This window comes from uncultured Nostoc sp. (assembly GCF_964247315.1).
In the GTDB taxonomy this organism is placed as follows: Bacteria; Cyanobacteriota; Cyanobacteriia; order Cyanobacteriales; family Nostocaceae; genus Nostoc.
Genome location: NZ_CAXTTT010000005.1, coordinates 65,359 through 77,446 on the forward strand (window position 1 = coordinate 65,359; position 12,088 = coordinate 77,446).

The window sequence follows — 12,088 nt, forward strand, 5'->3', positions numbered from 1 at the left end:
CTTCCTGCTTATATTCCAATCACCATTCCATAAAGTACATCTTTATTTGTTTCTAATAATTCTTGGGTTTCGTCATCATAATACGCACCAATTCCACTACAATGAATTGCCAAATAATTACTAGTTAAATAAAGTCTTTGTCCAAGAAAACCAGCTATTTGCATAGCAGTTTGATAATTTAAATAATCTGACACAAAAAATAAAGTTACAGCGCCATCTCTAGCAATAGCCTGATTAATACATAAGTAACCTGTCTTTTCACTAAAATTACCAGTTTTAACCAGATGTGTACCTCTATATAACCCAGGTGTCATTCCCTCTACTCGATGCACCACTGAGTAAATTTCTATTTCCTCATAATTTTCTGTCGGTATTGGCTGCTGAAGTTGTTGCACTACATATAAATAATCTTCTTGAGAAATAGCCTCTTTCCGGAAACGTCTAATAGAACGTCTATCCCAAACAGTTTGGTAAAATTTATCCCGATCAAAATCAAACTGAGGATACTCTAATTTTTGCTGGCAACTCTTTTGTAGAGCAGTTGCTTGATAGGCATCTTCAATAAATTGATTGGATTCAAAATAATCAGTACCACAGACAAAAGGAACTTTTAGCCTTAAGTGTCTGATTTTGTTGTCTTGTATTTCTCCTGACACTGCACAACCAGTAATAAACTCCTTATTCTCAAAACCCAAATCTGAATTGAGCGCAAGTTTATCAAAGTCAAAAACTAATTGTATATCTTTTTTGTGGAGATAAGCTGAAGCTGCGATCGCGCCTAAATGGTGTCCGCTATCTAAGAAGCAATATCTTATGCTTCTGTTTTGATATTTCCAGCTAGACCTATAATAAACACAACTAATTAAAAAGATGAATCCGTTGATACTTTTACCTGGTATAATATAACTCTCTAACCCATCATCAATTAATTCATAGATGAGAGTTAGACAATTATTCTCAACTTCTAGATGGTATATACCATCTACTATTCCCTCAATCCCGCGAACCTGTACGTAAACTTCTGTAGGATACAAAGCGCCTGCTGATGGATTCACTCGCAGTTTTAATGGGCCATCTTTATATACTTTTTCCAGTGTTATTGCACTAGTTAATGAGATAAAAGCATGAACAGGATTATTGAGATTTAATTTCACTCTCCGATAAAACTTGGGATAAACTTTAAATGAAGATGGCTGTGTTGAAGCATCTACATAATTTGGGTCAAGTTGTACCGATAAATAAGAATGCTTGGTAGCGTCATAATAGGCTTTCCCCGATATCTGACTTGATGGCATTTTTAATTATCCTTAAGACTTCTACGTTGCTAGCAAAATCTATCGCTTTATAATCGTCTAAGTTTTTTAAATATAAATTAGGCTGATGTTGTAAAAGTAACTTTACGACTTCTGTCTTTCCAGCTGATGCTGCGTACATTAAAACAGTTGCACCATTATCATTTTGGTTATCAATATTAATGTCGGCAGCCAAAAGTAAATTAATTAAATCGTAGTGATTACCAAAACAAGCAAACCATAAAGCATTGTTGCGATCGCTATTTCGAGCATTGATATCCGCACCAGCATCAATTAGTTCTTTAACGACTGTATAAACTCCCTCTCTTGTCGCTTTCATCAAAGCTGTGTCGCCATTTTCACCTGACTGATTTAAATTGCTAGGATTATAGCCTTTTGCTATTAGCCATTGGGTTGTTGCTTCACTCAAATTTTGACTGTTGGTTCGATTCATCAGTATTCCTTAGTTAACTTTATTTCTGCTAATTTACTATTATAAATTTGCTTGGCAAACAGAATGGTGAGCAATACCCACCATTATTTAAAAAATATTATCTAAATTATTTAAACTTACATATATGCTATCAGTTTTATAAGTTTAAATTATTAATCATTTATAAATATCGCCTGATATTTTTCTTAAAAAAGCTTGAAAAACAATAGAAAAGCAGTCATTTTTACAGTTTAGTTTGATAAAATAGATTAATGGCAGATGTGTCATAAAGGTGGATTTAAATCCTCGATTTCTTCAAAAAGTTGGAAATTTAAGCAGTAAGTGTGTAGATTTTTAAATTTACTGGCAATGATAAGAATATAAAATATTGTCTACATCTTCGATAGTAAGTCTTTGTTTATCAGCTAAAGTTTTCAATCTATGGGTAATATCTTTAAGCTGAGATAAATTAAATGAAAGTCCTAATTCATTAGCTCGGTGATTAACCGCCTGTTTTCCAGCCAATTTATGATTGATTAAAATTGAGCGCGTTACACCAAAACTTCGGGGATTAATAGCTTCATAAGTCTCAGAGTTATTGAGCATAGCTTTAGTATGAATCCCAGCTTTATGATTAAAAGCACTTTCCCCAAAAACACAGTGATTAAAAGGAATAGAAATTCCTACTTTTCTGGCAACTAATTCATGCAAATAACCAAGTCGATCTAAATTATATTTAGATTTAACCTGCTCTGGATTTGTAGCATATAATCTAGCGATGAATCCAGCTAGTGAGGTAATACCATTGCGTTCACCAATTCCCAGAACACAAGTGTCAATATGAGTTGCTCCCGCTTCCAGTGCTGTATAACTGTTAGCATTTGCACATTCTGTATCATTATGACCGTGAAACTCAATATCTAAATTGGTGAACTGGCGCAAAGTCTTCACTAATTCAAATACTTGCATCGGCGTAATAATTCCTACTGTATCAGCAATTCCTATGCGTTTGACAAATCCTAATTTATCAATTGCCAAGTAAATTGTAATTAAATCTTCTATGGAAGTGCGTGACGAATCCTCAGCCGAAAATCGTAACTCAATATCGGGAGCTTGCTGATGAATAAAAGTTAAAACTTCAGATGCTAAATCAATAATTTGATTAATATTTTTACCATGACTGAACTGACGCATTAAAGAAGAACTGCCGATAGTTAAATTAATCCCAGCGACGCCTGTCGCTAAGGCAACTTTAGCATCTTCTAAGTGACAGCGAATGTGAGTTAATATTTTGGATGGCAAGCCTAACCGAGCCAATCTTTCGCAGTCTCCTCTAGACTGAGGTGAAGCAATTGGTGATGTTAACTCTATATATTCCACTCCAAATGCAGCAAGAGCTTCAGCAATTTCGACTTTATCATCTGAAGAAAAATTGGCTTTGACAAATTGTTCGCCTTCACGGAGAGTGCTTTCTACAATTGCAAATTTAGATAGCGACATTAACAGTTCCTTTGTGCTAATTGTTACCAATTATGCTTACTTATTAGTTTTAATATCATTATATTTGCATAATTGACAAATAATTGCTTTAGCTGATTCTTGAGGACTGGCTATAGTATCAATTATAAGAGAGCGATCGCTCGTATCCATCGCCTCTAAAATCTGTTTCGTCGGAACCGAATCATAGTTCTGACTTTCTTCGACAAATATTTTTAGTTTGTCCCGCAATTCTACACATGTAACAACTCGTTTTTTTACAAGTTCTAAGATTTCTTGTTGTTCTTCAGGAGTAAAATAAGCAGAAGCCTCTGGTACGCCCAAACTAGCAAAATTAGTCAATACTTCTGGGATAATTTGCATCAGATCGTCTAACTCTTGATTAGCAATCCGATCAAAAGAATCATGACGTTTCAAAAGTCTTTCTAAACGCACTGTATTTGGTGCAGTTAACATTACAAATTTAGCATTTTTTAAAACCTTAGCTGCATAGCGAACTTCATTTTCACCACGCAAACTATCGAAAACTAACATAGAGGTGACTTGTTGCGGATTGATGTGTAGCGAAGCTAAAATATGACCCATTCCACCAGGGAAGTATTCTCGATAAAGGCGAGTATAAGTCAGGCGTTTAATCCGGCAATGGGGTTGCATAAGTTTCTCTTGCATTTTTAACATTGGCGCAATTATTACGCGTTCGGTTAAAATACGACGATTAGGTAAAAGTGTGAAATCCAAGCCTTCTTTAACCAATGCTTTTGTGATTGTGCTTTTTCCCACGCCAGCCATACCTACTATGATTAGTAAAGGAAAACTTGTTATTGGCAACCAGTCTTTAGGAACAGGAAATCCTACGCCTATACCTGGACTTAAGTGTTCAAAAAATAGATTTTGTCTTGTTGTATTAAGTCGATCCTGCACAATATGAACCTCTTTTTAGTCTAGATATTATAAATACATAATTTTTTTGATACCTCAGTGTTTATACATAAATAAATAGCTATATTAAATTGATGATAATATCCATCAATAGTTAGTTTTTTTTAATTTTTATCTTACTTTTTGTAGCAAATGACCACCCCACCCATTTGTGTAATGCTTGTCAAGTAGAGATACTACTGTTAAGTAAATGAGAATTATTTCAAAATTATTAAGATATCTTAAAAAAAGCAAGTTTTGATTTTAAAACTTGCTAACTTACTAAAGTATAAATAGTTCAATTTAGCGAATTAAAAACATGGAAATTAGCGCTCGTAATTCTCTTAAGGGTACTATCAAAAAAGTTATACATGGTTCAGTTAATACTGAGATAACTTTAGAACTAGGGCCAGGAGTAGAGCTAGTGTCAATCATCACAAAATCATCAGCAGAAAAGCTATCACTTGCAGAAGGTAAGCAGGCTTATGCTGTGATTAAATCATCAGATGTAATAGTTGCTGTTGATTAAAAAATAGAGTTGGCTTCTTTTACAAGCCACTCTATTTTTCTTATCAAATTGCATTTATATAATTTAGTGACTAAAAGATTGCAAAAGCGTAGTCAAGCGTAATTACAGTAATCATATTAAATTGTGGATTTTTAATAATTGAAAATTACAGATACCCGACTTATTTAAAAAGTCGGGTATCTGATTTTTGAGAAATAATTAAGTAAGGCTATACATAAAGGTTAATTAATGGAATTATTAATAATGCAAACACAAAAGGCTCGAACAATTTCTAAATTTAGTACAAAATCTATGTTCTCAATATTGATAATTAAAAAAGAAAGTGTTGTTTTAAAGTGATGTGAGTTCCTATTACTATTCCTATTGATAAACATTTTTTCAATATTGTTTTATCCTGAGTTTTACAGGAAGTTACGATTCCTCCTCTGCCGTTCTCAATAATTATAATGAACAGCCATTAACACTAAAGCGGGTAAACATTTTAATTATAAATTAGGAATTGTGAAAGGAAGAAGGAAGTATATTTTCATCCTTCATCCTTCATCTTTTATTTGGTTGCAAAAGGCAACAACCAAAGTAATAATTTAGACTAGATATGCTTCTTGATGTGTTTTAATTGTGCAATTAGAACGAGGATAAGTTACACAAAGTAGAGCGTATCCTTTAGAAACTTGATCGTCATCTAAAAAGTTTTGATCGTCTTGATTAACTTCACCTTCGACAACTTTACCAACACAGCTAGAGCAAGAGCCTGCATGACATGAAAAGGGCAACTCAATACCATTTTCTTCTGCTGCTTCTAAAATGGTGGTCTCTTCGTCAATTTCAATTGTGGTGTCGATGTCTTCTTTTTTGTTGATTAATCTAACTTGGTAGGAAGCCATTTTCTGATTCTCCTCAAACGTTATACAGTTGGTGTAATATCCGAAGTTTTTGAGCAACCTATCCTACTTTTTGCTTCCCTTCTACTTACGGAGATGCTACGCTTAGTCGGCTTCTCTATAGGAGTAAGGGATGCAACGCGAACTAGAAGCCACCTCAAGCATCTATGAAAAACTGTGCGGAGTGCATCTATGGGAAGCCTCTACAATTGACTTGGCGCTAACAGAATGATGTTACTTGCAAGGTACACCAGTAGCCTTACTGTCGCCTGCTTTGAGGGACTTTCCACAACCACCGCATTTATCAGTTGCATTGGGGTTGGTGAACTTAAAACCGCTTTCCATCACTCCCTCAACGAAGTCAACCACAATTCCTTCTAATAACGACGCACTTTTGGCATCAACGTAAACCAGCACTTTGCCTTGCTGGCTTACCAAATCATCTGGTTGGGGCTTGCTGGTAATATCCATTGCATATTCATGGCCACTGCAACCACCATCTTTTACTGAGATGCGAATACCTTTAGTTGCGCCATTAGCGTTGGGTGCGGAACCTCCAAGCAATGCCTGCAGATGAAATTCTGCTTTTTCTGATAAAGTAACGGTCATCAGGTCTCCTGATTTGTAGCGATTAGTTGTTCTGATTTCAGATGTGGATTGTCATTTGTCCTTTGTCTTTTGCTAGTGACCAATGACCAATGACTAATGACTAATGACTAATGACTATTTTGTGCAATCTCTGTGGCTTCTATCGAATTGGATTGAGCGTGTCTCCAAGGCGCACTATTACCGCATACTGGACAAGAGCGATCGCGATAAGAACGGCGTTTAGCAAATTCCATCCGATTTAAGTCGATTGTCAGCAATTGCGACAATAGAGGTTGACTAAACCCGGTGATCAGCTTGATAGCTTCCAAAGCTGTTAGACAAGCTAGTGTCCCAGAAACAGCGCCTAAAACTGAAAAGCCGCGCTGATCCCAATCAGGCTTTTCTGGAAACAGACAAGACAAGCAAGGAGTCACACCAGGAATAATCGTTGTTAGGTAAGCCTCCATCCCATTCATTGCGGCTTCTACCATTGGCTTACGCGATCGCACACAGGCTTCATTTAACAAATTGCGCTCTGTAAAATTGTGGGCGCAATCAAGAGCCATATCGGCAGATTGCACTAACGAATCTACATTTTCCGGGGTGATGTAATCATGAACAGCTTCCACTTGGACATCAGGATTAATCGCATCCAGAGTTTCTTTAGCTTTGAATACCCTTGGCTTACCTACCCAATCATCAGTCATCAGAACCTGACGATTCATATCATCTAGCCGCAAGTCACCACCCCGGACAAGGATTAGCCGCCCAACGCCTGCTACTGCTAAGTAAAGCGCCGCCGTACCGCCTAATCCTCCCACACCTGTAACCAGAACTGTCGCTGACTTTAGGCGCTTTTGTGCTGTTTCGCCAAAATTCGGAAGCATCATTTGGCGACGATAGCGTTCTAATTCGGTAGGCGTCAGGTTAACCAATTTATACCTCCTAATCAGAAGTGATTTCTGTCAGTGTGACTACATTTTTCGGCTTGTCGTTAAACACTTTGAACAGCTTTTGTTCGTGGGGTGTTGATTCGATAAATACCTGATAAGCTTTTTGCAAAGCCAAAGAATATTGATTTAATTTCTCTTCTTGACTCAAGTCAGGAGAATTATCATCAATTTCCTGGATGTATTGAGAAAATTTTTTCAGAATATGTAGACGATTTACATTCACAACTTCTAAATCGTAGGACATGTTAAAGAATTGAAAAAATTCTTCTGCATCTACGAGCTTCTTGAATTCATCAATAGTTCCAGTCATTTAGCATTCTCCAATTGTTTCAGATGTTGCTTAAGTTCATCTAACTGGCGATAGATTTCATAAGTTGCAGCCGCAACATCCATAAGTTGTTTGTAATCTGTTGGTAGACCTTCAGCTAAATCATGCAGATCCATTTTCATTTGACCTGCTTTGCTGTTAAGCCGTCTGATTTGTCCTTGTATTTCCTCAATACTCGTTTCTTCTGCTTGCACAATCAACCACTCCTTATCTCAAAGTTAGGAGTTAGAAGTTATAAGTTATAAATTAATAACTGTAAATTCTGAATTATCAGTTAAGAGTTAACTTAACTCCTCACTCCTAACTCCTTAAATTTTGCCAACTTCAGGAAAGCGCTTTGCCAAATCAATGCCTTTTTTGACGTAGTTTTCTCCCTCTTCGGCTAATTTATCCAGTGAGTCAAAGCCAAAGCGATGAGCATCTCGTAGGGTTTTCACAGTTAACAAAAGACGACCAGAAAAAACTAGCGCCCAGCCAAATCCTTCATGGCTCAAATCAACCACAACCTGAGATATCAAACCTGTTTCTTGTTCAATCCCAGCAGCTACAGCTCGAAAAAATGCCATAATCCGTGCTTGAGTTATCGGATCAACTTCACCCTCAATGGAGATTTCCCGTTTCTTTTGTTTGGTGACAAGAAAAGGTTTGAGAATCAATTCATCCGACCAACTACGATAAACTCCATAACTATCTTGACCACGGATTTGTTTAATTAATACCTTAAGGAAAGGTGAGTTCAAGACTTCAGTTGTAGCAGTTCCGTTAACACTATTATTTGTGGTCATACCGTTGCTTCATTTTCAACTTCATCGGCAAAGTTTGAGGGTTTTTGCTGTAAAGCTTTACGCAACCAAGGTGGAGGATTACCTTTGAGGGTTTTTACTAGCTTGTTTAGTACTTTGCTAATTTCGTCCTCTTCCGATCGCGCCTTCACTGGGGTGACACCTTTCTTAATTAACCGAGCAGCCGCGCTCCCACCAATTGCCAAAACATAAATAATTGTGCAGTCACCTAATGCTTCAATTTTTGGTGCGAGTTTACTCTCATTATTCTCTTCTTTGATTTCATAATTAAATTTGATAGCTTCTACAAATTGATATCCTTCATCGGAAATTTCATAAACATCAATTTGTTCTGAGCCTCCAAAGTGAGTATTAATATGAACTCCGTCACTTGTCGTAAAGGCAATCTTCATCGTAATTCTCCTCTCTAAAATTTTGAATTTTGAAGCGTTAATTCAAAACTCAGCGCCTACAATTCCTAACTCTTGGAACTGCTTAACTCTCGCTTCTTCTGCCTCTAAAAACAGGTTGCCGATGCCAAACACAAGTTCCATTGTGCCGCGATAGCCAACTTTGGTAAATTGACCATTACCTAAGCGGTCATAAATGGGCAATCCGAGACGATAAAGAGGAATTGACAGTCGTTTAGCGATCGCACCAACATTCGAGTTACCAATTAGCAAATCAGAGCCATCTGCTAAACTCTCAAAGTCTTCCAAATCGCCGATGGTGACGCTTTTAACCGAGAGTTTTTCTAGTAGTGGCGATCGCGTAGTTGTCACCGCCGCATGAATTTGCGCTCCCATCGATTGCAGGAAATGCACTGTTGACCACAGCAAATCTGGTTCCAGCGCCAGGGAAACTCGTTTTGCACCGAAGTAAAAGTGGGTGTCCAGCATCGCATCTTGCAACTGACGACGTTGGCGGCGGTATTTTTCGGGTACGCTATTACCGCTCAGAATCGCCAATGCTTGGATAAATTCATCTACTGGTTCTAATCCTGTCAGTTCGCTAAACACCTCATAAGGTGTGTCAAAGCGTTCTTCGAGAATCTTGGCAGCCTCCCGCATACTTTCACCTAATGCGATGGTGAAAGCAGAACTACCTACTTCTCGTAGCTGTTTTAAGGTAGTGCCACTGACTGTAACCGCACTATAACCATCCTCTAAATGACCATCTAGGGAAGCGCCAAGGTCAGGTACAAAGATCGGCACTAATCCAAAGGATGTAATTATCTCTTTGATTTCCTGTACATCCCCAGGTGTGAAAGCAGAACCCGCCAAAATCGTCACTTGTTCAGTTCTGATTTCACCTGCGCGAGGAATTTCCTGAACGATGCTTTCGACAGCAGCAGTAAAGCCGTCTTGCAACGCACCTTTAAAATCTGGGGTAGGTGCAAAAACGATCGTCAAATCATTCAATTCGGGGTGGCGAGCACGGATTTCTTTTAGAAAACCCTCGATGTCATCACCTCTAGTTTCAGTCAACCCAGTACTACATAAACCAATAATTTCTGGGTTAGCTTTTTCCACCAGAGTCAGAATTGCTTGCTCCACATTCTCTTCACCACCCAAGATTGTAGTAACTTCCGTCATCGCTGTGGTAGCTAGGGGAATCGCTTCCCGGAAATGCCGCACCAGCACAACTTTGGCGAAAGCAGTACAACCTTGAGAACCGTGAAATAAGGGCATTATCCCTTTCAATCCCAAAAAGGCTAAGGTTGCACCCAAAGCTTGACTTTGCTTGAGGGGATTAACTGTCAGTGCTTTGTTAGAAGTGGTAACGATCGCCATTAAACTATCTCCTGATCCCACAGCGCGGATTTTCTCGTTCCCTGGCTCCGCCGGGGAGTTCTGACAGTGAGGCTCTGCCTCATTTGCTCTAAAAAGAAGGTAGAGCCTTCAGGAATGCGTTCCCAGCCTGAGTCTGGGAACGAGGATACAGCCGCCATTAAACTTCCTCCTCGTCCCAAGGAGCGGGTTTGCGTATTTGTTCCCAAATCGGGCTATACAGAGCTTCGTACAATTCCCGCGCCATTTCAATCATCCCCACATAACCTGCATAAGGATGATGGCGTTCTTGGTTGATATCAAGGAAAGGAATCCGAGCTTTCAAAGCGGTGTATTGGTTACGTCCACCAGCAATCAGCATATCTGCTTTGGTGTCTTTAACCACTTGTAGCAATTCCTTAGCGTTGCCCTTCTCCAACATAATGCCATCGTTGCCGAGCAAGTTCTTGATTTTGGCTTTATCTTCTTCAGTACTTTTACGAGTACTGGTAGCAACAACTTCAATGCCCAAGTCCCTAGCCGCTGAAATAATCGACCAACTCTTGACACCGCCTGTATATAAAACAACCCGCTTACCTTTGAGTCGAGCGCGATAGGGAGCTAGTGCCAAATCTAAAGCAGCCGTTTCTTCTGCAATTAGCTTTTCTGTCCGCTCCTGTAAATCGGGATTGCCTAATTTAGCAGCAATGTTTCGCAGACAGCGATTCATATCATCGATGCCGTAGAAAGACTCTTCAATGTATGGGATGTTGTAACGCTCCTCCATCTTTCTCGCCATATTGAGCAACGCTCGTGAGCAGATCATGACGTTAAGCTTGGCGCGGTGGGCGTAGCGAATTTCATCGTAGCGAGCATCACCCGTAATTTTAGACAAAATACGGATGCCTAATTTTTCTAACAGTGGTGTTACTCCCCACATTTCCCCGGCGATATTGTATTCACCGATTAAGTTAATATCATAGGGCGTTGTATGTTCCGGTTCTGCTGTACCGACAACATATTCTAATAAAGATTCACCACCAAAACGATTGCCGAGATTTTTACTGCCAATGAATCCTGGGGCAATGACGGGAACAACAGGAATACCGATTTTCTCAGCCGCAGCTTTGCAGACAGCATCCATGTCATCGCCAATTAAGGCTGTAACGCAAGTAGCATAGACAAATACTGCTGCTGGTTGGTAACGCTCTTTGAGTTCCAGAATTGCTTTGTAGAGTTTCTTTTCGCCACCGAAGATGACATCATTTTCACCCAAGTCAGTGGTAAAGCCCATTTTGTAGAGTTGCGGGCCAGACGACAGACTACCACGACTGCCCCAGGAATTACCAGCACAGGCGATCGGCCCGTGGACTAAATGAGCAGCATCTGCGATCGGCACTAGGGAAATCATTGCACCATCAAAAGCGCAGCCCCCTTGAGCCGCGCCAGGTTGTGCCTGTTGAGCGCAAGATTTATTTTTCTTTTCTGTTTGTTTGTGCTGATTATGTTCGCATCCTGTCTCAGTCAGCAGTTCGTTGATTTTGCCTTGGGTGCTTTTCATCTCTCTTATTGTACTTAATTGTTAATTGTCATTAGTCATTTGTCCTTTGTCATTCGTGAGTTACCAATGACTAATAACCAATGCCCAATAATTAGCAAATGTATTTTGTGACATCCTCTCCACATACATCAGTGAGGTAAGATAGAGCGCGAAAACGCAATCCGACAAATTCGTCATATAAAGGATTGAGTTTACATAGTGGTGGGATATCAATAGACTTCCCAAATAATTTAATTTGTCGCTCAAAGGGACAACAACAAGGAATTGTTTGGCAAATTAGATGAGCGATGCGATTATTTTTAACCTGAATTCCATCCACTAAACGGCGCAACGGATTGAGAAGATTGTTGAACTTCCCTGGTTTTTTATGGTTAGGTGGATGGTAATTAGGATGAGGATGAGTGTGAGTATGTTCGTGAGTGTGATTGATGGTTTCCATTGATAAATCCCTTGGGTAAATGCTAGAAAGAAAAAGGGGAAAATAATTCATAATTACGAATTACGAATTACGAATTACGAATTACGAATTATTTTCCGCCCTTAATTAACGCGTTGTG

17 protein-coding genes are annotated in these 12,088 nt (G+C 38.9%); 1 reads left to right on the forward strand and 16 read right to left on the reverse strand.

Annotation, left to right across the window (positions count from 1 at the left end; genetic code table 11):
* Window positions 1-8: 8 nt before the first annotated feature.
* From ACFE93_RS03010 to ACFE93_RS03025, 4 genes are all read right to left on the reverse strand, one after another.
* The gene (locus ACFE93_RS03010; RefSeq protein ID WP_375471959.1) at window positions 9-1,295 is read right to left on the reverse strand and encodes a nitroreductase family protein; all 1,287 of its coding nucleotides are present in this window, start codon (window positions 1,293-1,295) and stop codon (window positions 9-11) included.
* Window positions 1,258-1,746: an ankyrin repeat domain-containing protein gene (locus ACFE93_RS03015; protein ID WP_375471960.1), complete on the reverse strand. Its 489-nt coding sequence runs from the start codon at window positions 1,744-1,746 to the stop codon at window positions 1,258-1,260. The genes ACFE93_RS03010 and ACFE93_RS03015 overlap by 38 nt, the downstream gene beginning before the upstream one ends.
* Before the next feature lie 339 nt (window positions 1,747-2,085).
* The gene (locus tag ACFE93_RS03020; protein ID WP_375471961.1) at window positions 2,086-3,225 is read right to left on the reverse strand and encodes a homocitrate synthase; all 1,140 of its coding nucleotides are present in this window, start codon (window positions 3,223-3,225) and stop codon (window positions 2,086-2,088) included.
* A 36-nt stretch (window positions 3,226-3,261) separates the two neighbouring features.
* Window positions 3,262-4,143 carry an AAA family ATPase gene (locus ACFE93_RS03025; protein WP_375471962.1) on the reverse strand — a complete coding sequence of 294 codons (882 nt, stop codon included), beginning with the start codon at window positions 4,141-4,143 and terminating at the stop codon, window positions 3,262-3,264.
* Window positions 4,144-4,459: 316 nt separating this feature from the next.
* On the opposite strand from ACFE93_RS03025, the gene ACFE93_RS03030 reads away from it, so the two are divergent.
* On the forward strand, window positions 4,460-4,669 hold the full coding sequence (locus tag ACFE93_RS03030) for a molybdopterin-binding protein (RefSeq protein WP_375471963.1): 210 nt from the start codon (window positions 4,460-4,462) through the stop codon (window positions 4,667-4,669).
* Between the two features lie 310 nt (window positions 4,670-4,979).
* Here the strand turns inward: ACFE93_RS03030 and ACFE93_RS03035 are convergent, their stop codons facing one another.
* From ACFE93_RS03035 to ACFE93_RS03090, 12 genes are all read right to left on the reverse strand, one after another.
* Complete coding sequence (locus tag ACFE93_RS03035; protein ID WP_375472003.1) at window positions 4,980-5,123, reverse strand: FeoA domain-containing protein; 144 nt, start codon at window positions 5,121-5,123, stop codon at window positions 4,980-4,982.
* A 130-nt stretch (window positions 5,124-5,253) separates the two neighbouring features.
* Window positions 5,254-5,553 carry a 2Fe-2S iron-sulfur cluster-binding protein gene (locus tag ACFE93_RS03040; RefSeq protein WP_292861538.1) on the reverse strand — a complete coding sequence of 100 codons (300 nt, stop codon included), beginning with the start codon at window positions 5,551-5,553 and terminating at the stop codon, window positions 5,254-5,256.
* Window positions 5,554-5,784: 231 nt separating this feature from the next.
* Window positions 5,785-6,159 (reverse strand): iron-sulfur cluster assembly accessory protein, encoded by a 375-nt coding sequence (locus ACFE93_RS03045; RefSeq protein ID WP_375471964.1) that lies wholly within the window; start codon window positions 6,157-6,159, stop codon window positions 5,785-5,787.
* Between the two features lie 107 nt (window positions 6,160-6,266).
* Window positions 6,267-7,073 carry a ThiF family adenylyltransferase gene (locus tag ACFE93_RS03050; RefSeq protein ID WP_375471965.1) on the reverse strand — a complete coding sequence of 269 codons (807 nt, stop codon included), beginning with the start codon at window positions 7,071-7,073 and terminating at the stop codon, window positions 6,267-6,269.
* Between the two features lie 10 nt (window positions 7,074-7,083).
* Window positions 7,084-7,401: a nitrogenase-stabilizing/protective protein NifW gene (gene nifW / locus ACFE93_RS03055; protein WP_334909873.1), complete on the reverse strand. Its 318-nt coding sequence runs from the start codon at window positions 7,399-7,401 to the stop codon at window positions 7,084-7,086.
* Complete coding sequence (locus ACFE93_RS03060) at window positions 7,398-7,613, reverse strand: CCE_0567 family metalloprotein (RefSeq protein ID WP_375471966.1); 216 nt, start codon at window positions 7,611-7,613, stop codon at window positions 7,398-7,400. Before ACFE93_RS03060 ends, nifW begins: the two co-directional genes overlap by 4 nt.
* Window positions 7,614-7,727: 114 nt before the next feature.
* On the reverse strand, window positions 7,728-8,204 hold the full coding sequence (locus ACFE93_RS03065) for a NifX-associated nitrogen fixation protein (RefSeq protein WP_375471967.1): 477 nt from the start codon (window positions 8,202-8,204) through the stop codon (window positions 7,728-7,730).
* The gene (nifX, locus tag ACFE93_RS03070; RefSeq protein ID WP_375471968.1) at window positions 8,201-8,614 is read right to left on the reverse strand and encodes a nitrogen fixation protein NifX; all 414 of its coding nucleotides are present in this window, start codon (window positions 8,612-8,614) and stop codon (window positions 8,201-8,203) included. Before nifX ends, ACFE93_RS03065 begins: the two co-directional genes overlap by 4 nt.
* Window positions 8,615-8,656: 42 nt before the next feature.
* Window positions 8,657-9,994: a nitrogenase iron-molybdenum cofactor biosynthesis protein NifN gene (gene nifN, locus ACFE93_RS03075; RefSeq protein WP_375471969.1), complete on the reverse strand. Its 1,338-nt coding sequence runs from the start codon at window positions 9,992-9,994 to the stop codon at window positions 8,657-8,659.
* Complete coding sequence (locus ACFE93_RS03080) at window positions 9,994-10,152, reverse strand: hypothetical protein (RefSeq protein WP_375471970.1); 159 nt, start codon at window positions 10,150-10,152, stop codon at window positions 9,994-9,996. Before ACFE93_RS03080 ends, nifN begins: the two co-directional genes overlap by 1 nt.
* Complete coding sequence (gene nifE / locus ACFE93_RS03085) at window positions 10,152-11,531, reverse strand: nitrogenase iron-molybdenum cofactor biosynthesis protein NifE (protein WP_375471971.1); 1,380 nt, start codon at window positions 11,529-11,531, stop codon at window positions 10,152-10,154. The genes ACFE93_RS03080 and nifE overlap by 1 nt, the downstream gene beginning before the upstream one ends.
* 91 nt (window positions 11,532-11,622) lie before the next feature.
* Window positions 11,623-11,970: a Mo-dependent nitrogenase C-terminal domain-containing protein gene (locus ACFE93_RS03090; RefSeq protein ID WP_375471972.1), complete on the reverse strand. Its 348-nt coding sequence runs from the start codon at window positions 11,968-11,970 to the stop codon at window positions 11,623-11,625.
* Between the last annotated feature and the right edge of the window lie 118 nt (window positions 11,971-12,088).